Genomic DNA, 23,562 nt, shown 5'->3' with positions numbered 1-23,562 from the left:
TCAGACGAATGGCAACCACAAAAAAAATCGCCGGATTATACCGCTTTTCCTCTCTGGCGCAACACTGCATACGCTTGATATGGATCAACCAAAGTCATTTGCGTCTGAATGATGAGTATAAAACAAGCCCCGCACTGATGGCGGGGCTTGCTGTCAATACCATGAATTTTAAAGATATTCAGCATTGGTCTGGATGACTTTTTGATACCACGAAAAAGATTTTTTAGGCGAGCGCGTTAATGTCCCGCTACCATCATTATTTTTATCGACATAGATAAACCCGTAGCGTTTTTTCATCTCTCCCGTCCCGGCCGAGACTAAATCAATGCAGCCCCACGGTGTATATCCCATCAGATCCACGCCATCTTCCAACACCGCTTTTTTCATCTCACGTATGTGGGCGGCAAGGTAGTCGATACGATACTGGTCGTTAACTGTACCATCGTCCTCGCGCACGTCGATGGCGCCAAATCCATTCTCCACAATGAATAGCGGCAACTGATAATGATCCCAGAACCAGTTTAGTGAATAGCGCAGGCCGACAGGGTCAATCTGCCAGCCCCAGTCCGATTTCTGCACGTACGGGTTGGAAACCAGGCTTTTCGACTCGTCGTAATCCAGCTGTGGGTTGTCCGCCGTTGCCTGGGTCGCGAAAGACATATAATAGCTAAAGCCGATGTAATCAACGCAGCCCTCGGTCAGCGCCTGACGGTCTTCCTCGGTGATATCCAGTTCAAAGCCACGACGGGCAAAGTAGTTGAGAAGATGCTGCGGGTATTTGCCGCGCACATGGACGTCAGTAAACCAGTAACGCCGGTGCATGGCATTCATCGCCATCATCATATCGTCTGGCGCGCAGGTCAGCGGATAGATTGGACACATGGCAATCATGCACCCTATCTGTAATTCCGGGTTAATCTCACGCGCGACCTTTACCGCCAGCGCGCTTGCCACCAGCTCATAGTGCGCCGCCTGGTACATGACCGGCTCGCGGTCTTCGCCGGGCTGGTATTTCAGACCTGAGTTAGTAAAGGGCGCGAAATCTTCGTGATAATTTGCCTGGTTGTTAATCTCATTAAACGTCATCCAGTACTTCACTTTGTGCTGGTAACGAGTGAATACCACCCTGGCAAAACGGACAAAGAAATCGATAAGCTTGCGGTTGCGCCAGCCGCCGTACTCCATCACCAGATGGTAAGGCATCTCAAAATGCGACAGCGTAATCACCGGCTCAATGCCATATTTCAGGCATTCGTCAAACAGGTCATCATAGAACTGTAGGCCAGCCTCATTGGGTTGTTCTTCATCGCCTAAGGGGAAAATACGTGTCCAGGCAATAGAGGTGCGAAAACATTTAAACCCCATTTCGGCAAACAGCTTTATGTCGTCTTTATAGCGATGATAAAAATCGATGGCCTCGTGGTTAGGGTAATTTTTACCGGCAATCACACCGTCGGTAATCTCACGCGCCACACCATGCGCTCCCGCGGTCATGACATCGGCAACGCTAATGCCTTTTCCGCCCTCCTGCCAGCCACCTTCCAGTTGATGAGCCGCGACAGCGCCACCCCACATGAAATCTGCTTTAAATCCTGACATACCCTTCCCCTATCATGATGACTCTGCGCAAAACACTGTTGATGAGGTCCGCAACAGAAAACAGAAACCGGTTTCAGTACGATACTGTGCATTCGGCTAACAGGATTCAAGCACAAGACTGTACCCGGTTTCATTTTCGTGGCGCAGCTCAAACAAATAGATAAATGATTGTAAAATGCTGAAAAAACCAGCAGATAAAACTTGATGCAGAGCAGGCTCGCAAACGTTTGCTTTCCCTGTTAGAATTGCGCCGAATTTAACTTTTACTGCAAGTAAACATGTGGGGAAGCAGGCAGTGACCGATAAAACCTCTCTTAGCTACAAAGATGCCGGTGTTGATATTGATGCAGGTAATGCTCTGGTTGATCGAATCAAAGGCGTAGTAAAGAAAACGCGTCGTCCGGAAGTTATGGGTGGTCTGGGTGGCTTCGGTGCGCTGTGCGCATTGCCGCAAAAATATCGTGAACCGGTACTGGTTTCCGGCACTGATGGCGTTGGTACAAAACTGCGTCTGGCGATGGATCTGAAACGCCACGACACTATCGGCATTGACCTCGTCGCAATGTGCGTCAACGACCTCGTGGTTCAGGGCGCTGAGCCGCTGTTCTTCCTCGACTACTATGCGACCGGCAAACTGGATGTGGACACCGCAGCCAGCGTCATTAACGGGATTGCCGAAGGCTGCCTGCAGTCTGGCTGTGCGCTGGTCGGTGGGGAAACAGCTGAAATGCCGGGGATGTACCACGGCGAAGATTACGACGTGGCAGGTTTCTGCGTTGGCGTCGTCGAAAAATCAGAGATTATCGACGGTTCAAAAGTGGCCGACGGTGACGTACTGATTGCGCTCGGCTCCAGCGGCCCGCACTCCAACGGCTACTCTCTGGTGCGTAAAATTGTAGAAGTCAGCGGTTGTGACCCAGAAACCACCGAGCTTGAAGGCAAGCCGCTGGCCGATCACTTACTGGCCCCTACCCGCATTTACGTGAAATCCATTCTGGAACTGATCGAGAAGGTTGATGTGCACGCCATTGCCCACCTGACCGGCGGCGGCTTCTGGGAAAATATTCCGCGCGTTCTGCCGGACAACACGCAGGCAGTGATCGACGAATCTTCATGGCAGTGGCCAGCCGTCTTCAACTGGCTGCAAACGGCGGGTAACGTCAGCCAGCATGAGATGTATCGCACCTTTAACTGCGGTGTAGGTATGGTTATCGCCCTGCCAGCTCCGGAAGTGGACAAAGCCCTTGCTTTGCTCAATGAGAAAGGTGAAAACGCCTGGAAAATCGGTATCATCAAAGCATCTGATTCCGAACAGCGTGTGGTCATTGAATGAAAAACATTGTGGTGCTCATTTCCGGCAACGGAAGCAATTTGCAGGCGATAATCGACGCCTGCGAACAGAAAAAAATCAATGGCACCATACGTGCAGTATTCAGTAACAAGGCCGATGCGTTCGGCCTTGAACGCGCACGCGAAGCGAATATTCCGGCGCACTCGCTGGAAGCCGCCCAGTTTGCCAGTCGCGAAACATTCGACCGCCAACTGATTCAAGAGATTGACGCCTATGTACCCGATGTCGTGGTGCTGGCCGGTTATATGCGCATCCTCAGCCCGGCGTTTGTCGCTCACTATGCTGAACGATTGCTGAATATCCACCCGTCTTTATTGCCGAAATATCCCGGCCTGCACACGCACCGTCAGGTTCTGGAAAACGGCGATGAAGAACATGGCACCTCCGTCCACTTCGTCACCGATGAACTGGACGGCGGACCGGTTATTCTCCAGGCCAAGGTTCCGGTATTTGAAGGCGACAGCGAAGATGATGTCACGGCACGAGTCCAGGCTCAGGAGCATACCATTTACCCACTGGTGGTAAGCTGGTTTACCGATGGTCGCCTGAAGATGCGTGATAACGCTGCATGGCTGGACGGCGTTCGTCTGCCGCCACAAGGCTACGCCGCCGACGAATAATAAAATTCAACCTGTAAGCCGGATCTCATCATCCGGTCTACAGGCATAACTACCTTTTCCGGTTAATACTACCGGTATTCATCTACGCTCCCCCTTTCTCTTTGCTATCAGACGGTTTATTGTCATATTTTTCTGGCACAGTTGGACATCTGAGAGCAATGCTCGCCATAATAAATAGGTAGTGTCCCGTGAATGAAACGGAGTAAAAGTGGTAATGGGTCAGGAAAAGCTATACATCGAGAAAGAACTCAGCTGGTTAGCGTTCAACGAACGTGTACTCCAGGAAGCTGCTGATAAGTCAAACCCGTTGATCGAACGGATGCGTTTCTTAGGCATCTATTCCAATAATCTCGACGAGTTTTATAAGGTTCGTTTTGCCGAACTGAAGCGCCGAATCATTATTAGCGAAGAACAGGGTTCAAACTCTCACTCCCGCCATTTGTTAGGCAAAATCCAGGCCCGCGTATTAAAAGCCGATCAGGAATTTGACGGCCTGTACAACGAGTTGCTGTTGGAAATGGCGCGCAATCAGATTTTCTTAATCAACGAACGCCAGTTGTCGGTCAATCAGCAAAGCTGGTTGCGTCATTACTTCAAGCAATATCTTCGCCAGCACATCACGCCGATCCTGATTAACCGCGAGACGGATTTAGTCCAGTTTTTAAAAGATGACTACACCTATCTGGCGGTAGAAATTATCCGTGGTGATACGATACGCTACGCGCTGCTGGAAATCCCTTCCGACAAGGTTCCCCGTTTTGTGAATCTGCCGCCGGAAACCCCGCGCCGTCGCAAACCGATGATCCTGCTGGACAACATCTTACGTTACTGCCTTGACGACATTTTCAAAGGGTTCTTTGACTACGACGCACTGAACGCCTATTCGATGAAAATGACCCGTGACGCCGAATACGATTTGGTGCATGAGATGGAATCGAGCCTGATGGAGCTGATGTCATCCAGCCTGAAACAGCGTCTGACCGCAGAACCTGTACGTTTTGTCTATCAGCGAGACATGCCCAATGCGCTGGTCGAAGTACTGCGTGAAAAACTGACAATTTCTCGCTATGACTCGATTGTTCCCGGCGGGCGTTATCATAACTTCAAAGACTTTATTAACTTCCCTAACGTTGGCAAAGCTAACCTGGTGAACAAACCGCTGCCGCGTCTGCGCCATATCTGGTTCGACAACGAGAAGTTTCGTAACGGCTTTGACGCCGTTCGTGAACGCGACGTGCTGCTGTATTACCCCTATCACACCTTTGAGCACGTTCTTGAACTGCTGCGCCAGGCCTCTTTCGACCCGAGCGTGCTGGCTATAAAGATCAACATCTACCGTGTGGCAAAAGATTCACGCATTATTGATTCAATGATCCATGCCGCGCACAACGGTAAGAAAGTTACCGTTGTGGTGGAATTGCAGGCCCGCTTCGATGAAGAAGCCAACATCCATTGGGCCAAGCGTCTAACCGAAGCAGGCGTTCACGTCATCTTCTCCGCGCCAGGCCTGAAAATTCACGCCAAACTGTTCCTTATCTCGCGTAAAGAAGGTGATGAAGTCGTGCGCTATGCGCATATCGGGACGGGGAACTTCAACGAAAAAACGGCACGCCTGTATACCGACTACTCGTTGCTGACCGCCGATTCGCGCATTACCAACGAAGTGCGTCGGGTGTTTAACTTCATCGAGAATCCGTATCGCCCGGTGACGTTCGATTATCTGCTGGTTTCCCCGCAGAACTCACGCCGTCTGCTGTACGCGATGATCGACAAAGAAATCGCCAACGCGCAACAAGGACAGCCTTCCGGCATTACGCTAAAACTGAATAACCTGGTCGATAAAGGTCTGGTTGACCGCCTCTATGCGGCCTCAAGTTCAGGCGTACCAGTCAATTTGTTGATTCGCGGAATGTGCTCGCTCATCCCGAATCTGGAAGGTATTAGCGACAATATTCGCGTTATCAGCATCGTTGACCGCTACCTTGAACACGACCGGGTTTATATTTTCGAGAACGGGGGTGACAAGCAGGTGTATCTCTCCTCCGCTGACTGGATGACAAGAAACATCGACTATCGTATCGAAGTTGCCACACCGCTTCTTGACCCGCACCTTAAGCAACGCGTGCTGGATATTATCGATATCCTGTTCAGCGACACGGTGAAAGCCCGCTTTATTGATAAAGAACTGAGTAATCGCTACGTACCGCGCGGAAACCGCCGTAAGGTTCAGTCACAATTGGCGATTTACGATTACATCAAATCACTCGAGCAACCTGACTAAAGATATGCCAATACACGACAAGACTCCACGACCGCAGGAATTTGCTGCGGTCGACCTTGGTTCAAACAGTTTCCATATGGTCATTGCCCGCGTGGTTGATGGCGCAATGCAAATTATTGGGCGACTGAAACAACGCGTACATCTGGCGGATGGCCTCGGCGAAGATAACAAGCTGAGCGAAGAGGCCATGGAGCGCGGGCTAAGCTGTTTATCACTGTTCGCCGAACGTTTGCAGGGTTTTCCTCCATCAAGCGTATGTATCGTGGGAACCCATACTTTGCGTCAGGCACTGAATGCGACTGATTTTCTCAAGCGAGCGGAAAAAGTCATCCCCTACCCAATTGAGATTATTTCCGGCAACGAAGAAGCCCGATTGATCTTTATGGGCGTTGAACATACGCAGCCGGAAAAAGGTCGCAAGCTGGTTATCGATATCGGCGGCGGCTCAACCGAATTAGTGATCGGCGAGGATTTCGAGCCTAAACTGGTCGAAAGCCGCCGCATGGGCTGCGTCAGTTTTGCTCAGATGTATTTCCCAGGCGGTGTAATTAACCGTGAAAATTTCCAGCGTGCCCGCATGGCGGCTGCGCAAAAGCTCGAAACCTTAACCTGGCAGTTTCGCATTCAGGGCTGGAACGTTGCGCTGGGCGCATCGGGCACCATTAAAGCAGCCCATGAAGTGCTGCTGGAGATGGGTGAAAAAGACGGTTTTATCACCCCCGAACGTCTGGACAAGCTGACATCTGAAGTGCTGAAGCACGCGTCATTTGATGCGCTCAGCTTGCCGGGGTTGTCAGAAGAAAGAAAAGCAGTGTTTGTACCCGGACTCGCGATTCTGTGCGGCGTTTTTGACGCGTTAGCTATTCGCGAACTTCGCCTTTCTGATGGTGCGTTACGTGAAGGCGTGCTGTACGAGATGGAAGGCCGTTTTCGCCACCAGGACGTTCGTAGCCGTACCGCCAGCAGCCTGGCAAACCAGTACAACATTGACAGCGAACAGGCCCGGCGCGTACTGGAAACGACGATGCAAATGTACGACCAGTGGCATACGCAGCAGCCAAAGCTGGCCAATCCCCAACTGGAAGCGTTACTGCGTTGGGCAGCAATGCTGCATGAGGTTGGGCTGAACATCAACCACAGCGGTCTGCATCGCCACTCTGCGTATATCTTACAAAACAGCGATCTACCTGGTTTCAATCAGGAACAACAGCTGATGATGGCAACATTAGTTCGTTATCATCGCAAAGCGATTAAGCTCGACGACTTGCCCCGCTTTACGCTGTTTAAGAAGAAACAGTTTCTGCCGTTAATTCAGCTGCTGCGCCTGGGCGTGCTGTTGAATAATCAGCGTCAGGCGACCACCACACCGCCGACTTTGACCCTGATTACCGACGACAGCCACTGGACCTTACGCTTCCCGCATGACTGGTTTAGCCAAAATGCGCTGGTGCTGCTCGATCTGGAGAAAGAGCAGCAATACTGGGAAGCCGTAACAGGCTGGCGACTCAAAATTGAAGAAGAGAGCTCACCCGATATCGCCGCATAAGATCTCAGCAGGTGTCAGTTCATCTGGCACCTGCTTTTCCAGAGTTTCACTCAACGGCAGTGGCTTACCAATCAGATACCCCTGCATGTAATCAATCCCCAGCGAAATCACCGCACTGCGTATTTCCTCGCTTTCGACGTACTCCGCAACCACCAGCATTCTTTTCATCCGCGCCAGATGGCAAATAGAGGCCACGATTTGGTAGTCGAGGCTGTTCGAAACAATATTGCGAATAAAGCTACCGTCAATTTTCAGGATATCGGCATTCACATTTTTCAGCCGCGCATAGCTGGCATATCCAGTACCAAAATCATCAATCGCAATCTGACAGCCCAGTGATTGCAGCTGCAGCAACGTTGCCTGTGCCTGTTCCGCATTGGTCAAGGCATTGCTTTCCGTCACTTCAAAGATAAGTTGCCATGCTTCAACCTTGTACTTATTCAGTAACTGATTGATGTCATTAGGAAGTCGCGCGCGACATACTGAGGTGGGTGATAAGTTGATAGCAAACCGGTGGGCGGGCATTTTTTCCCGATTCTGCGCCATAAATTTCAGCGTATTTTCAATCACCCACAGATCGATACGGGAGGACAAACCAAACTCATGGGCTACCGGCAAGAAGCTATCAGGGGCGATAGTTTCACCGTCATCCCCCTCAAGCCGCAGCAGGATTTCGTGATAAACGTCGCCACGTACGCCAAAAATCGGCTGCGCCTTCAGGAAAAAGCGATTGTTCTCCAGCGCCTGCTGAATACGGTTCATCATCGCAACTTTATCTTTCAGGTCACGTTGCAGGTGCATCACACCACGCCGCTGCAAATTCTCTGGTGAATTGGTTGCCAGCGATAATTCGGCAATGGTACTTAACTCTCCCAGCAACAAATAGATATGGTTAACAGGAGAACGGACATAGCAAAAGCTGATCCCAACCTGCGGTTGCAAAGGCATACCGTCCCAGACAAAACGAAACTGCTTGATATGCCTGTCCAGTGCTTCAATGCGTTCCTGGTGTAGCTCAGTGTTAAAACGCAGGATTAGATCATTACCCGATAATTGATAGACATGCTCATCCTGTTCAAGCAACGGTGTTATCCACTGAGCCAGTTTTTGCTTGTACTGGATACGCAGCATAATGCCGTAATTTTTCACCAGCAGCTCCATGCCCGGAACCCCCAAAAAGCAAAGCACTGACCATGGCGAGTTTTTCAAATCCCGGTTCAAAGCGCGCAAATTCGGAATATGTACCATAGGGTCAAAGAAGGCCAGACGATGGTTGCGCCGGGTAACAAACCGTTGACGTGTTGCCAGTACAGCAATGAAATTCACAATGAAAGAAAAAACCAGATAACTTGATGAGGTAATGGCAAGCTGCGTATCGTAACCCGAATACCATGGCATATAGCGCTGATAATAATGAATTGCGGTAATAAGTACGACCGCCCATATCAACGAAATAAATTTATAACCGTAACGCATTGCCCCCCACAGCATGACAGGCAGTAACAGTGACAGTGTATAATTCGTGCTGAATATTGAGCTTTGTTCATTTAGCGGCATACACAGCATCGCCATAAGCACGGTCAATATAATCAACCAGACCGCAAACTCTGTTTTAGTCACTTTCGTATCAAACTGCTGCTTTAACTGAGAAAAATAGCCTCTCAGATGCAAGGGGTTGCGAATTGTTCGAATGATGAAATAACACAGCGGCACACCTACAAGATTCCCCGCGAGTATGGACTGATAGTTGATTAATGTGCCTGTATTGAAAGGCATAACGCCCACCATGCCAGATTTGCTTTCATAAACACCCACAAATGCGGCAAACTGGAAGAGTATCAGAAACAGCGTAGCCGGGCAGAAGACCTGCCAGAACATACGCTGAAAAAGCAGGTGAGAGTCGCCGTGGGAAACATTGTTTCGTCGGGGAGAAAATACTTTATATCCTCCCCAGCTAAGCACGATCGTAACTATAAAGTGCGAAATTATTGAAAGTGTTTCAAATAACCCGACCTGCGGATATTTGTACCAGATAATGGAAATGATAATTCCTGGCAATGCCGCCCAGCCAAAAAAAAGCATCAGGCTAATCATCAGCGCTAAAGGCAGATAGAAAAGAATTACGGTCCCCGTACTAATATGGGCGTAGGTAGTAGCAGTGCTCAATACAGGCAACAACAAAGAAGGTAAGATGAGAGGTAATGCCCACCATCTGTCTCTAATACCAATATAATTTTTATTGAGTTTCATAGATGCTCAGTAGAATCCCGCACATCCTGTAGGGGGTATTCAGACAGGCATCCCACCTGACCTTAAAACGATAGAATAAAATACATCACAATGATTCATCGATTTTAGTTGTCAACAAAGTGTGATGTTTGATACATATCAAAAAAAATAGCCCTCATTCATCAATTATTACTCTTTTCATTATTTTTTATCGTTAATACATTATTCATGCAAATAATAATATTAATTTCCATAACATAAGAAGATAAAACAACTGAAGCAATTTTACATAAGGAAGAATTGACCATTCCCTCCCAATGTGCCTTAATGTGAGTATCGCCCTCAGTTGGGTACACTACAAGGAACCTTTTGTGAGCCAGGTTACCAGCCTACGCAAACGACACCGATTTAACAGTCGCATGATCCGGATCGTACTGCTTATCAGCTTTCTCTTCTTCTTCGGACGCTTCGTCTACTCCGCCATTGGTGCGTGGCATCACCACCAGGACAAAAAAGAATCTCAGCAGATCACTCAGCCGCAACAGACATCTCCTGCACAAACCGACGTACATTGATCGCTCGCGCCTGTGATATCCCAGCATTAAGATTCCTTACCGGATGGCTAATCGCCTGGCATTTAACCATCCGGTAAGGGATTTGAGTGATGAAACTTAACACACGTCCCCTACCACTCTCGCTGAATTATCGGATAATCGGCCGTATTTTTCGCACAAATACACAATCTTTTCATCCCACTTCACCGCACCATTCGCGCTGATTTTTTTACGTTCCGGTTTAACGAACATAAAAAAGACAAACAGTGCTCAAATAAATGCTAATTAATATCATCAGCAAATATCACTGACGAAAATATTTATATTTCGCATGAAATTAAATAGTTATTTGAATTGTTATCATTTTAAATGAAATAGGGTAATACCATGAGTGGTTTTTTATTATTCCCGAAAATAAGAAGCGGTCTTGAGTGGATCGCCGGGCACAGCGATGCAGTCATTCAATTCGGCTGGAATATCGTTGCCGCCGTGATCTTATTGTTTGTCGGTAAATTTATCGCTCGCCTGCTCTCTCGTGGGCTGGAAAAGTTACTGCTTAAACGTAAAGTCGACAGAACCATCATTCAGTTCTTCACCGCGCTGGTACGTTACATCACCCTCGCTTTTTTCGTCGTCGCTGCGTTGGGCCGCATCGGTATTGAAACATCCTCCATTATTGCCGTCATCGGTGCCGCCGGACTCGCTATTGGCCTCGCGCTACAAGGCTCGCTTTCCAACTTTGCCGCTGGTGTATTACTGGTTTCTCTGCGGCCCTTTCGCGCCGGGGAAGTGGTACAGATTGGTGCAGTCACCGGAACAGTGGAAAAGGTGCACATTTTCTCCACCACCCTGCTCACCGCCGACAGCAAAGAAGTGGTGATTCCAAATGGTAAGATCATCGCTGACAACATCATTAACTATTCCCGTCACCCTTTTCGCCGTATCGATCTGGTAATTGGCGTGGGTTATCAGAGTCGGATTGCAGAGGTTAAGCAAGTTATTAATCACATTATCGAGCAGGACAGCCGTATCGATAAGCAACGTGGGGTAACCGTTCGCCTGGGCGAACTGGGCGCTTCAGCGTTAAATTTTTACGTGCGCGTATGGGTGCCCAACATCGAGTACTGGAACACCTATTACGATCTGCTGGAAAACATTAAAGAGGCGCTGGACGCCAACCATATCGACCTACCCTATCCGCAGATGGATATTCGCGTTGAGAATGTCACATCTCCGCAGCAGCCTCAGCTTCAACTAGTTGATTAATCCATTGCTTTCTCTATTTAAGTAGAGAAAGCATTGACACAACAATTGGATTGAATCAAATACCACCCACCATTTCCGCCCATTCACCCTCGATCATAAAACACATCTATAAAATACACGGGGCGCATTTACACCTTCAAAAATAGACATAATTAAAATCATATATCACATTGTGATATAACAAAAAAATAGCCTTAAATTGATAAAAACCGATAGGTTTACTTTTATTAACTGGCAAGATTAAATGCATTGCTTTTTCGATGTGATTAACAAGGAACAGTAATGAACTTTAAAAAATGCGCCCTACCTTTAGCCCTCATTGCCTGCTTCTCTATTGCTGGCTGCCAATCTAATGCTGACGAACATGCGGCTGATGTTTATCAAACCGACCAGCTTAACTCAAAGCAAGAGACAAAAACGGTCAACATCATCTCGGTTTTACCCGCAAAAGTGGCAGTAGACAATACGGCAAATAAACGCGCAGCACAGGCTACTGGCGCTATTCTTGGCGCAGTCGCAGGTGGTGTCATCGGCCATAATGTAGGATCGCGTAGTAATACCAACACTACGACTGGTGCCGTTGTCGGAGGTACCGCTGGTGCTGCGGCAGGCTCAATGGTCAATGATAAAACGTTAGTTGAAGGCGTATCTTTAACCTATAAAGAAGGTACGAAGGTTTACACTTCAACGCAGGTAGGTAAGGCTTGTCAGTTTAGTACCGGTCTGGCAGTCGTAATATCTACCAGCTACAACGAGACTCGAATTCAGCCAAACGCTAAATGCCCTGAAAAAAGTTAATTATCAGGGGTAATCATGAAAAAAATCATTCTGGTTACTTTTTTATCCACGTTAAGCAGCACCGTTTATTCATCTTCTTTGCAGGATCAGCTTTCGGCAGTCGCTCAGGCTGAACAGCAAGGGGCTAACGAGGAAAAAAAACAGCACGATGACTGGGTAGCTGAGCGCAATAAGCAGATCCAGCAAGATAAACAGCGACGCGCTAATGCCCAGGCAGCCGCCAATAAAAAAGCCGCGGCCGCTGCCGCTGAAAGGCAAGCCCGACAGGATAAGCGCGACACCGAAGCCTTGCAGGATAAGAAAAGAGATCAGGGTTATGAAGATGAACTTCGCAGTCTGGAAATTCAGAAGCAGAAACTGGCTCTGGCTAAGGAAGAAGCGCGGGTCAAAAGGGAAAACGAATTTATCGATCAGGAATTGAAAAACAAGGCTGCGCAAACCGACGTGACACAGTCTGAAGCTGATGCCAACAGAAACATTTCTGAAGGCGGACGCGATCTCATGAAGAGTGAAGGTAAAGCTCGCGAAGATAAAGCTGATAGTTGGTTTAACTGATTTTTACCTTAACCGCTCTTGCCTAAACAAAAGCCCTCTGTCATATAGAGGGCTTTTAGTATTTACCAATTCAAATTAAGGTAGAATATGGCGCGATTATTCCCACTCAATCGTAGCCGGTGGCTTACCGCTGATGTCATATACGACACGGGAAATACCGTTCACTTCGTTGATAATGCGGTTGGATACGCGGCCTAAGAAGTCATACGGCAGGTGTGCCCAGTGCGCGGTCATAAAGTCGATGGTTTCTACCGCACGCAGGGAAACAACCCAGTCGTACTTGCGGCCATCGCCCATCACACCAACGGAACGAACCGGCAGGAACACGGTGAACGCCTGGCTTACCTTGTTGTACAGGTCAGCTTTGTGCAGCTCTTCAATGAAGATAGCATCCGCGCGACGCAGCAGGTCACAGTACTCTTTCTTCACTTCGCCAAGCACACGTACACCCAGCCCCGGTCCCGGGAACGGGTGACGGTACAGCATGTCGTACGGCAGGCCCAGCTCCAGACCAATCTTACGCACTTCGTCTTTGAACAGCTCACGCAGCGGCTCAACCAGACCCATCTTCATCTCTTTCGGCAAACCGCCCACGTTGTGGTGAGATTTGATAACGTGCGCTTTACCCGTGGCAGATGCCGCGGATTCGATCACGTCCGGGTAGATGGTGCCCTGCGCCAGCCACTTAACGTCTTCCAGCTTCAGCGCTTCTTCATCGAATACTTCCACGAATACGCGGCCGATGATTTTACGTTTAGCTTCTGGGTCGTTCTCGCCTTTCAGCGCGTCCAGGAAACGCTGCTCGCCTTCCACGTGAATGATGTTCAGGCCAAAGTGGTCGCCGAACATATCCATCACCTGCTGAGCTTCGTTGAGACGCAGCAGACCGTTGTCAACGAACACGCAGGTCAGGTTTTTGCCGATAGCACGGTGCAGCAGCATCGCGGTGACGGAGGAGTCAACGCCGCCGGACAGGCCGAGGATAACTTTATCATTGCCAACCTGCTCACGAATGCGGGCAACGGCGTCATCGATAATTTTTGCCGGCGTCCACAGCGCTTCACACTGGCAGATGTCGCGCACAAAACGCTCCAGCATGCGCATACCCTGACGGGTGTGGGTAACTTCCGGGTGGAACTGCACGCCGTAGAAGCGTTTTTCTTCGTGCGCCATGATAGCGAACGGGCAGCTGTCGGTGCTGGCAACGGTCACGAAACCTTCCGGAATGGCGGTCACTTTGTCGCCATGGCTCATCCACACGTCCAGCAACGGTTTGCCGTCTGCGGTCAGGGAGTCTTCAATACCGCGGACAAGCGCGCTGTCGGTCTGAACTTCAACCTGCGCATAGCCGAATTCACGTTCGTTAGAACCTTCAACATGACCACCGAGCTGCATTGCCATGGTCTGCATGCCGTAGCACACGCCGAACACCGGCACGCCCGCATTGAAAACGTATTCCGGCGCACGCGGGCTGTTTTCTTCGGTGGTACTTTCCGGACCACCAGAAAGAATGATACCGCTTGGGTTGAATTCGCGAATTTGTGCTTCCGTAACATCCCATGCCCACAGTTCACAGTAGACGCCCAGTTCACGTACGCGACGTGCAACCAGTTGAGTGTACTGCGAGCCGAAATCGAGGATGAGAATGCGATGTTTATGAATATTGTCTGTCATTGACGCTAATTCCGAGGCAAGTGAAACAAATTCGCCCGGCATATAGCCGGGCGCGGAAACTTATCAGGAGCCCATGCGGTAGTTAGGGGACTCTTTGGTGATGGTCACATCGTGAACGTGACTTTCCTGAATACCCGCACCGCTGATGCGTACAAACTCTGCTTTCGTTCGCAGCGCGTCGATAGTACCACAGCCGGTCAGACCCATACAGGAGCGCAGGCCGCCCATCTGCTGGTGAATGATCTCTTTCAGGCGACCTTTATAGGCAACGCGACCTTCGATACCTTCCGGGACCAGTTTGTCAGCGGCGTTATCGCTCTGGAAGTAACGGTCAGAAGACCCTTTGGACATCGCGCCCAGAGAACCCATACCGCGGTAAGATTTGTAAGAACGGCCCTGGTACAGTTCGATTTCGCCCGGGGATTCTTCAGTACCCGCCAGCATGGAGCCAACCATCACTGCGGCAGCACCAGCAGCAATCGCTTTAGCGATGTCGCCGGAGAAACGAATACCGCCGTCGGCGATAACCGGAATACCGGTGCCTTCCAGCGCTTCAACGGCATCAGAAACGGCAGTGATCTGCGGAACACCGACGCCGGTCACGATACGGGTGGTACAGATGGAGCCAGGGCCGATACCCACTTTAACAGCGCTGCAGCCGGCTTCAGCCAGTGCGCGAGCACCTGCGCCCGTAGCAACGTTACCGCCGATGATCTGCAGGTCAGGATATTTAGCGCGAGTTTCACGGATACGCTGCAGAACGCCTTCAGAGTGGCCGTGAGAGGAGTCAATCAGCAGTACGTCAACGCCAGCGGCAACCAGCGCATCAACACGGTCTTCGTTACCTGCGCCAGCGCCTACCGCTGCACCAACGCGCAGACGACCATGCTCGTCTTTACAGGCGTTAGGTTTACGTTCTGCTTTCTGGAAATCTTTAACGGTGATCATACCGAGCAGATGGAAGCTGTCATCAACAACCAGCGCTTTCTCAACGCGTTTTTCGTGCATTTTGGCAAAAACAACATCACGCGCTTCGCCTTCACGAACGGTCACCAGACGCTCTTTTGGCGTCATATATACGCTAACCGGCTGGTTCAGGTCAGTCACAAAACGCACGTCACGGCCGGTGATGATGCCGACCAGTTCGTTATCTTCAGTCACTACCGGGTAGCCAGCAAAACCGTTACGCTCGGTCAGTTCTTTCACTTCGCGCAGAGTAGTGGTTGGCAGTACGGTCTGAGGGTCAGTTACCACGCCAGATTCGTGTTTCTTCACGCGGCGAACTTCTTCAGCCTGGCGCTCGATGGACATGTTTTTGTGGATAAAACCGATGCCGCCTTCCTGGGCCAGGGCAATTGCCAGGCGCGCTTCCGTCACGGTGTCCATTGCTGCGGAGAGCATAGGAATGTTCAGGCGAATGGTTTTCGTCAACTGGGTGCTGAGGTCAGCAGTATTCGGCAGAACGGTAGAATGAGCGGGAACGAGGAGGACGTCGTCAAACGTCAGGGCTTCTTTTGCGATACGTAGCATGGGCAATATCTCACCTGGGAGGTTATTAAATATTGCCGCGGCATTATACAGAGCGTAACCGATTGCATCCACACTTTTTTGCAAAAAAACCTTGCGCTCCTCTGTGAGCATGTTACTTTCGACTGAATAACTTGCTGATTTAGAATTTGATCCCGCTCACATGTTATCCTCTCAGACCACCTCAATTTTTACCGTAAGCCGCCTAAATCAGACGGTTCGTTTGCTGCTTGAGCAGGAAATGGGACAAGTTTGGATCAGCGGTGAAATCTCGAATTTCACTCAGCCGTCCTCCGGTCACTGGTATTTCACGCTCAAAGATGACACCGCCCAGGTACGCTGCGCGATGTTTCGCAACAGCAATCGACGGGTAACGTTCCGCCCACAGCACGGTCAGCAGGTCCTGGTACGCGCCAACATTACGTTGTACGAACCGCGTGGCGACTACCAGATAATTGTTGAGAGCATGCAGCCAGCTGGTGAAGGCTTGTTGCAGCAAAAATATGAGCAACTCAAAGCCAAACTGCAGGCTGAGGGGCTATTCGATCAGCAGTTCAAAAAATCACTACCCTCTCCGGCTCACTGCGTTGGGGTCATTACCTCGAAAACCGGGGCTGCGCTGCACGACATTCTCCACGTGCTGAAGCGTCGTGACCCATCCCTGCCCGTTATTATCTACCCGACCGCTGTCCAGGGCGACGATGCGCCAGGACAGATCGTTCGCGCCATTGAGCTGGCGAACGCGCGGAGCGAGTGCGATGTGCTTATCGTTGGGCGCGGCGGCGGTTCTCTGGAAGATTTGTGGAGTTTTAACGACGAACGCGTAGCGCGGGCAATCTTTGCCAGCTGCATTCCGGTAGTAAGCGCCGTCGGCCACGAAACAGATGTCACGATTGCCGATTTTATTGCAGATTTACGGGCGCCTACGCCATCAGCTGCGGCGGAAATTGTCAGCCGCAATCAACTGGAACTGCTGCGTCAAATTCAGCATGGCCAGCAGCGTCTGGAGATGGCGATGGACTACTACATCGCCAACCGTACTCGTCGCTTTACCCAGCTTCATCACCGTTTGCAACAGCAACATCCGCAACTGCGTCTGGCCCGTCAGCAGACCGTGCTGGAGCGGCTACGTCAGCGGATGAATTTCGCTCTTGAGAATAAAATTAAGCAGGCCAATCAGCGCCAACAGCGAGTAAATCAACGCCTGAGCCAGCAAAACCCACAGTCGCGCATTTATCGGGCGCAAACCCGTATTCAGCAACTGGAGTACCGTCTGGCAGAGAATATCCGCGCGCGTTTAAGCGCACAGCGAGAACGCTTCGGTAATGTGGTGACGCATCTTGAAGCGGTGAGTCCTCTCTCGACGCTCGCTCGTGGTTATAGCGTCACTACCGCGACGGACGGCAAAGTGCTGAAGCAGACCAAACAGGTAAAAACCGGTGATGTGCTCACTACCCGCCTGTCAGACGGTTGGGTAGAGAGCGAAGTGAAAGGCGTAACGGCGGCAAAGAAAACGCGGAAGAAAAAGTCAGATTAAACCGGCACAAATTCCACACGTTTCTTCGAAATCAGACCATGGCCATTCTGACAGAAGTAATCCACCGCTCCGCAGGCTTTTAACACCTGGAGCGGCTGATGGCACTCCGGACAGCGCGCTTCTAACGGAATATCTTTTTTACAGTTTTCACAGTGTGCCACACCGTTTTGTGGTTCCAGTTCTGCGTGACAATCCGGGCAGGTCATCGACATGGTGACTCCTTTAAATGGCGTTCAATTCTGCGCTAATTTTACCATGATACGCTTAGTGTGAACCACGCAACTGTTGCTGTAGGATCAGTAATCGTTCGACCTCCTCCAGCCTGCGCTGCGTCGTGCGACTCACCTCCTGCGGGCTGCGCTCAAACAGACTTTGCGCCCCCAGAATATGTTCCGCCAGACAATGGGCATAAATCGTACCTGGCAGACACCAGCGTTGCACAACATCACCGTCAATCAATTCGAGCACATCGTCGGCACCCCGTCGGTCGTAGCTGATGATACGCCCATCACGCAGATAAAGGCGCAGACCTTTTTGTCCGCCAGCGGGCCCCGCGTATTTATTCAGCCAGATATCCAGCGGTACACCGCTAATCAGCCCTTGCAGATGCGCCTCTCCTTCAGGCGTGGTCAGGTCACCCTGGATAATGTTATGTCCAAGACGGTCTTTAGCGCTCTTCACCTGCAGGGTCATGCTGTCATTACCACCCAGGTAACGCACCGTTTCACGCAGCATGGCCAGTACGTGTGCGCCAATGTCCAGAATCACACCGTCCGGGTGGCGAAGCTCACGCGTATCTGGCTCACCAGTGGCAAAGTTGAGCGCGATCGGCTCTCCTGTAGCGTTAAATCCGCTCGGCTCCTGCAAAAAACCGTCGATTTTAACAACGTCTGAAAAGTGAGAGACAAGTGCCTGTTGTGGGTTATCGCCCTGCCACTGCGTACCGAGTTTTCCCAATGCCAGCTCCATTCGCCATTGCGCGCCATCCAGTGGTCGAGCGCCAGCACACGGTCGGCAGCGTCGGGTTGCTCCAGCAGCGTTTTCAGTTTTTCAATTTGGGAAAGCGTGGCAACAATCGGTTTTTCAACCACGATTCGTGCGATGGGAGCGGCCAGCGCCTGTTCAAGCACATCGAGATGATGCAGGGATGCGGTGGTGATAAACAGGGTATCAAGCGGTGTTGCAAGAAGTTCAGCGAGCGATGCACAGCGTGTCACACCAGCGGGCTGTTTTGCGGGTTGCACGTCAAATCCCACACAGCACAGGGAATCACCGTAAAGTTTACGCAATGCGGGCAAGTATGCCGTTTCAACGACTGCGCCAAGCCCAACAAACCCTAACAGCATGTTCTCACCTCGTAAATGAATTGGCCGGGACATCACGTCTGCCCCGGCACAATCGAGGTGTTATCAGGCGCTAGTAGCCGGTTTAGTTTGCGTATTCTCCAGCATGCGACGGATCGGCACAATGAGGACGATCAGTACCGCGGCGCAGATAAGCAATGCAATCGAGCAGCGAGCGAAGAGATCCGGCAGCATATCCAGTTGGTCGGCCTTCACATGACCACCAATCAGACCTGCGGCCAGGTTACCCAGCGCGCTGGCGCAGAACCACAGGCCCATCATCTGCCCGCGCATTCTTTCCGGGGCCAGCAGCGTCATGGTCGCCAGACCGATCGGGCTCAGGCACAGCTCACCAAGTGTCAGCATCAGGATACTACCCACCAGCCAGAATGGGGAAACACCTGCACCACCGTTACTGAGAACGTTTTGCGCTGCCAGCATCATCAGACCAAAGCCTGCAGCGGCACAGAGAATACCGATAACGAACTTGGTGATGCTGCTCGGACGAATGTTCATGCTCGCCAGTTTCGGCCACGCCCAGCTGAATACTGGTGCCAGCAGAATGATAAACAGCGCGTTTATCGACTGGAACCAGACCGCCGGGATTTCAAAATCGCCGATCATACGGTTAGTGTAGTCGTTAGCGAACAGGTTGAACGAGGTTGGCTTCTGCTCAAACGCAGACCAGAAGAACGCGGCGGAAACCAGCAGGATAAAGCAGACCAGCAGTCTGGCGCGCTCTTTGCGATTCAGACCAGCAAAGACAAACAGGTAGATAAAATAGAGCGCGACAGAGGCGGCAATCACATACACCAGCATACTGGCAACCGCGACCGGATTTATCACAATCACGCCCTGCGCAATCAGCGTAACGATAACGGCTACGCCGACGGCCAGCGCCAGCAGCCACGCGCCCACACCGTTACGTTTCACTACCGGGCTGTTCCAGGTTGAGTCCAGACCCACTTCGCTGTCATAACGTTTCATCGATGGAACGGCAAACACGCGGAAGATGATCAACGCCACCAGCATCCCGATACCACCGATGCCAAAGCCCCAGTGCCAACCGTGGGATTTAATCAGCCAGCCGGAGATCAGCGGCGCGATAAACGACCCCATATTGATGCCCATATAGAACAGCGAGAAACCGCCGTCGCGACGCGCATCGCCTTTTTTATACAGCGTGCCAACCATCACTGAGATACAGGTCTTAAACAGACCGGAACCAAGCACGATGAACATCAGGCCGATAAAGAACAGGTTGTTACCCATAATGGCCGAGAGCGCAATCGACAGGTGACCGAGGGCAATCAGAATGGAACCGTACCACACCGCTTTCTGTTGGCCGAGCCAGTTATCTGCCAGCCAGCCACCCGGCAGCGCAGCGAGGTACATCGTACCGGCAAAGATCCCTACAATCGCCGAGGCGTTTTCACGCGCCAGCCCCATACCGCCGTCATAAACGGTAGCAGCCATAAACAGGATCAGTAACGGGCGAATGCCATAAAACGAAAAACGCTCCCACATCTCTGTGAAGAACAGCGAGCCGAGCGGATAAGGATGGCCGAAGAAAGTTCGGCTTTCTTTTTGATTAACAGAGGATTGCATAATTCTCCCGAAAGTTATGTGTCGTGCGTGTAAACACCGCGATGTACGCCAGCCAGTTACGTATCTGACCGATTTTTTACATGCGGCGAAAAATTATTTAACCATTTGATAACCTGAGGCTAGTTTTGTCTAGTACCAGCCCCCGGACTTTAAGATGAAAACTCGACAAATGTCTACTTTCTTAGATTTAAACTTGGTAAAAAACGAATAGTGATTGACATCGCACAGGCTGAGGTTGGCGTTGGAATAACGAAAAAAAACCCGCGACAAGCGCGGGTTTTCATCTGCATCAGCAACGATTACTTGCTTTTTTTGATGTGCTTAATCAAGCGCTTACGCTTACGCATCTGAGTCGGCGTCAATGTATTACGTTTGTTCGCAAACGGGTTCTCCCCTTCTTTGAACTGAATACGGATCGGCGTCCCCATCACGTCCAAAGACTTGCGGAAATAGTTCATCAGATAGCGCTTGTAGGAATCCGGCAGGTCTTTGACCTGGTTGCCGTGAATCACCACGATTGGCGGGTTATAACCACCAGCGTGGGCATATTTCAGCTTCACGCGACGACCACGCACCAGCGGTGGTTGATGATCTTCTACTGCCATAGTCATGATGCGCGTCAGCATCGCGGTGCTCACGCGACGGGTGGAGCTGTCATACGCTTCGCGGACCGATTCAAACAGATTACCCACACCGCTGCCGTGCAGCGCAGAGATAAAGTGTACGCGCGCAAAATCAATAAAGCCCAGACGGAAGTCCAGCGTCTCTTTGACCTGCTCTTTTACTTCCTGCGTCAGGCCATCCCACTTGTTCACAACGATAACAAGTGAGCGCCCACTATTGAGGATAAAGCCCAGCAGCGACAGGTCCTGATCGGAAATCCCTTCGCGCGCGTCAATCACCAGCATCACCACGTTGGCATCTTCAATCGCCTGCAACGTTTTGATCACTGAGAATTTTTCTACCGCTTCGGTAATTTTGCCGCGCTTACGCACGCCCGCGGTATCGATAAGCACATATTCGCGCTCATCGCGCTGCATCGGAATATAAATACTGTCACGCGTGGTTCCCGGCATGTCGTAAACCACTACGCGGTCTTCGCCGAGAATACGGTTAGTAAGTGTGGACTTACCTACGTTCGGACGGCCGACAATTGCCAGTTTGATCGGCAAATCCTGCGGGTTGAAATCGTCTTCAGGCTCTTCTTCGCCGTTTTCTTTGGCTTCCAGTTGCGCCCAGTATTCTGCGTCTTCATCCACTTCTTCCTGAGGAGCGACATCATCCATCCACGGCAGCAGAACATGCTCCAGCAGGCTAAGGACGCCACGACCATGCGATGCCGCGATCGGATAAATTTCACCCAGACCCAGCGAGTAGAAATCAACAACAGCCTGATCAGGATCGAGTCCGTCAGTTTTGTTAGCGACCAGGAACGTCGGTTTCTGGCGCGAGCGCAGATGTTTCGCAATAGCTTCATCCGCTGGCATCAGGCCAGCACGCGCGTCCACCATGAACAGCACAACGTCTGCTTCTTCGATAGCCAGCAGCGACTGTTCCGCCATACGGGTTTCCACACCGTCTTCGGTGCCATCAATACCGCCGGTATCAATACAGATAAACTCGCGGCCTTCAATTTCCGCACGACCGTACTTACGGTCACGAGTCAGACCCGGGAAATCCGCAACCAGCGCATCTCGGGTGCGAGTTAGACGGTTAAATAACGTGGATTTGCCAACGTTAGGGCGCCCGACAAGCGCGACCACAGGTACCATGTTTAAAGCCTCATTTAAAAAATCATCAGACAACGGGCACATTTTTTGCTCCGTTGTTAAAAACAGTAAAACGGCCCCTGCACCAGGAGCCGTTTTTCAAAGCGAGCGGCCGGGACGATTAACGCGTAATAGAGTACAGCGTACCGTCTTTCGCCTGGATCAGCAGTTTACCATCAGCAGAGACCGGCTCGGTCAGGAAACCTGAGCTGTCGACTTTCTGCTGGGCAACAAAACGACCATCGTCAACGTTAATCCAGTGCAGGTAGCCTTCGCTATCACCGACGACCAGATTGCCATTATACAATACCGGGGACGTCAGCAGACGGTGCAGCAGATCGCTTTGCGTCCACAGCGTCACGCCGCCATCGGTGGTCAGCGCCAGTACGCGGTCATTCTGGTCAACCAGGTAGATACGGTTACCGTCGACGATGAAATCATTCACCGAGCCTAGTTCGCGTTTCCACATAATTTGACCGCTGCGCAGATCCAGCGCCGTCAGGTTACCATTATAAGCCAGCGCGTAAACAACGCCATTGACGATAACCGGCGTGGTATCAACGTCGCTCAGACGATCGATTTCCGTTGGGCCTGTCGCCTGAGAGATACGCTGCTGCCAAATCATCTGGCCCTGCTGCATCAGCACGGCGCTCACGCGACCGTTATCACCGCCGACAATAGCTGCGCCAAAGGCAGTTGCCGGAGCGGATTCACCACGCAGAGACAGGGAAGGCATGTCGAGGTTAACGGTCCATTTGATGGCGCCATCAGCTTCGTTTAATGCCTGCAACTGGCCGTTGCTGGTGTGGATCAGTACTACGCCATCGCTCACAACAGGACGAGACAGCGCTTCACCGGCGACTTTCGTCTGCCATGCGGTGGTACCGTCGCTGGTATTCAACGCATAAACCTGCGCTTTTTCGCTGCCAATATAAACATGACCACCGGCCACAGTTACACCGCCAGAAAGCTGTGCAGATGCACGGGAGAACCAGCCGTCTTTCTCACCCAGATTCACAGACCAGACTTCTTTGCCGTCGCCTGCGTTCAACGCTTTCACTACACCAGCGCGATCGGCTGCATAGACAACGTTATCCGCCAGTGCAGGATGAAGATTGGAATAGAAATCACCAATACCGTTGCCTACAGAGGTGCTCCATTCCGTAGACGGAGTAAACTGGTTTTCAACCACCGGTAATGGGGACATCTTAACGACATCTTCTTCGCCACTAAACAGTGAACAGCCGCTCAATAGGGTAACGGAAAGCAGCCCTGGCAGAAGTAATTTACGCAATTGCATCGGGT

General features: G+C 51.0%; 17 protein-coding genes and 1 pseudogene. 9 read left to right on the top strand and 9 right to left on the bottom strand.

Going from position 1 to position 23,562, the window contains the following annotated elements; genetic code table 11:
* Positions 1–168 precede the first annotated feature (168 nt).
* Positions 169–1,599: a 6-phospho-beta-glucosidase gene (locus IB222_RS06435; protein ID WP_149384785.1), complete on the bottom strand. Its 1,431-nt coding sequence runs from the start codon at positions 1,597–1,599 to the stop codon at positions 169–171.
* Positions 1,600–1,894: 295 nt separating this feature from the next.
* On the opposite strand from IB222_RS06435, the gene purM reads away from it, so the two are divergent.
* The 4 genes from purM to ppx all read left to right on the top strand — a co-directional run bounded on the left by purM (position 1,895) and on the right by ppx (position 7,397).
* Positions 1,895–2,932, top strand: a complete 1,038-nt coding sequence (purM, locus tag IB222_RS06430; protein ID WP_020996702.1) for a phosphoribosylformylglycinamidine cyclo-ligase — start codon at positions 1,895–1,897, stop codon at positions 2,930–2,932.
* Positions 2,929–3,570 (top strand): phosphoribosylglycinamide formyltransferase, encoded by a 642-nt coding sequence (gene purN, locus IB222_RS06425; RefSeq protein WP_126317573.1) that lies wholly within the window; start codon positions 2,929–2,931, stop codon positions 3,568–3,570. Before purM ends, purN begins: the two co-directional genes overlap by 4 nt.
* A gap of 214 nt (positions 3,571–3,784) precedes the next feature.
* Entirely contained in the window at positions 3,785–5,851 is a 2,067-nt protein-coding gene (gene ppk1, locus IB222_RS06420; protein ID WP_149384786.1) for a polyphosphate kinase 1, read from the top strand.
* A 4-nt stretch (positions 5,852–5,855) separates the two neighbouring features.
* Positions 5,856–7,397: an exopolyphosphatase gene (gene ppx, locus IB222_RS06415; RefSeq protein ID WP_003835121.1), complete on the top strand. Its 1,542-nt coding sequence runs from the start codon at positions 5,856–5,858 to the stop codon at positions 7,395–7,397.
* Here the strand turns inward: ppx and IB222_RS06410 are convergent.
* Entirely contained in the window at positions 7,377–9,647 is a 2,271-nt protein-coding gene (locus IB222_RS06410; RefSeq protein WP_149384787.1) for a sensor domain-containing phosphodiesterase, read from the bottom strand. The genes ppx and IB222_RS06410 overlap by 21 nt on opposite strands.
* 350 nt (positions 9,648–9,997) lie before the next feature.
* Between IB222_RS06410 and IB222_RS06405 the strand changes: the two genes are divergently transcribed.
* From IB222_RS06405 to IB222_RS06390, 4 genes are all read left to right on the top strand, one after another.
* Complete coding sequence (locus IB222_RS06405) at positions 9,998–10,201, top strand: YfgG family protein (RefSeq protein ID WP_079939517.1); 204 nt, start codon at positions 9,998–10,000, stop codon at positions 10,199–10,201.
* 366 nt (positions 10,202–10,567) lie between these two features.
* Complete coding sequence (gene mscS / locus IB222_RS06400) at positions 10,568–11,446, top strand: small-conductance mechanosensitive channel MscS (RefSeq protein WP_148361654.1); 879 nt, start codon at positions 10,568–10,570, stop codon at positions 11,444–11,446.
* Positions 11,447–11,728: 282 nt separating this feature from the next.
* A complete protein-coding gene (locus IB222_RS06395) occupies positions 11,729–12,244 on the top strand; it encodes a glycine zipper 2TM domain-containing protein (protein WP_126317568.1) in 516 nt (171 codons plus the stop codon).
* A gap of 15 nt (positions 12,245–12,259) precedes the next feature.
* On the top strand, positions 12,260–12,799 hold the full coding sequence (locus IB222_RS06390) for a DUF5384 family protein (protein WP_126317567.1): 540 nt from the start codon (positions 12,260–12,262) through the stop codon (positions 12,797–12,799).
* A 96-nt stretch (positions 12,800–12,895) separates the two neighbouring features.
* Here IB222_RS06390 and guaA read toward each other — a convergent pair whose 3' ends face one another.
* Both guaA and guaB read right to left on the bottom strand, forming a co-directional pair.
* Entirely contained in the window at positions 12,896–14,473 is a 1,578-nt protein-coding gene (gene guaA, locus IB222_RS06385; RefSeq protein ID WP_003835152.1) for a glutamine-hydrolyzing GMP synthase, read from the bottom strand.
* Positions 14,474–14,536: 63 nt separating this feature from the next.
* Positions 14,537–16,003 carry an IMP dehydrogenase gene (gene guaB / locus IB222_RS06380; protein ID WP_149384788.1) on the bottom strand — a complete coding sequence of 489 codons (1,467 nt, stop codon included), beginning with the start codon at positions 16,001–16,003 and terminating at the stop codon, positions 14,537–14,539.
* A 160-nt stretch (positions 16,004–16,163) separates the two neighbouring features.
* Here guaB and xseA point away from each other — a divergent pair, with 160 nt between their 5' ends.
* Positions 16,164–17,537, top strand: coding sequence for an exodeoxyribonuclease VII large subunit (gene xseA / locus IB222_RS06375; RefSeq protein ID WP_149384789.1), 1,374 nt, complete (start codon positions 16,164–16,166; stop codon positions 17,535–17,537).
* Here xseA and IB222_RS06370 read toward each other — a convergent pair.
* The 5 genes and pseudogenes from IB222_RS06370 to bamB all read right to left on the bottom strand — a co-directional run bounded on the left by IB222_RS06370 (position 17,534) and on the right by bamB (position 23,557).
* Positions 17,534–17,749, bottom strand: coding sequence for a zinc ribbon domain-containing protein (locus IB222_RS06370; RefSeq protein ID WP_003835160.1), 216 nt, complete (start codon positions 17,747–17,749; stop codon positions 17,534–17,536). The two genes, xseA and IB222_RS06370, sit on opposite strands and share 4 nt — an antisense overlap.
* Positions 17,750–17,801: 52 nt before the next feature.
* Positions 17,802–18,883, bottom strand: a pseudogene (locus IB222_RS06365) (Gfo/Idh/MocA family oxidoreductase).
* 63 nt (positions 18,884–18,946) lie between these two features.
* A complete protein-coding gene (locus IB222_RS06360; RefSeq protein ID WP_003835166.1) occupies positions 18,947–20,488 on the bottom strand; it encodes a peptide MFS transporter in 1,542 nt (513 codons plus the stop codon).
* A 299-nt stretch (positions 20,489–20,787) separates the two neighbouring features.
* The gene (gene der / locus IB222_RS06355) at positions 20,788–22,260 is read right to left on the bottom strand and encodes a ribosome biogenesis GTPase Der (RefSeq protein WP_003835168.1); all 1,473 of its coding nucleotides are present in this window, start codon (positions 22,258–22,260) and stop codon (positions 20,788–20,790) included.
* A 118-nt stretch (positions 22,261–22,378) separates the two neighbouring features.
* Positions 22,379–23,557: an outer membrane protein assembly factor BamB gene (gene bamB, locus IB222_RS06350; protein WP_149384790.1), complete on the bottom strand. Its 1,179-nt coding sequence runs from the start codon at positions 23,555–23,557 to the stop codon at positions 22,379–22,381.
* Positions 23,558–23,562: the final 5 nt, after the last annotated feature.

This window comes from Citrobacter sp. C13, from assembly GCF_014596815.2.
GTDB classification, from domain to species: Bacteria; Pseudomonadota; Gammaproteobacteria; order Enterobacterales; family Enterobacteriaceae; genus Citrobacter; species Citrobacter portucalensis.
This window is presented reverse-complemented; position numbering and strand designations above follow the sequence as displayed.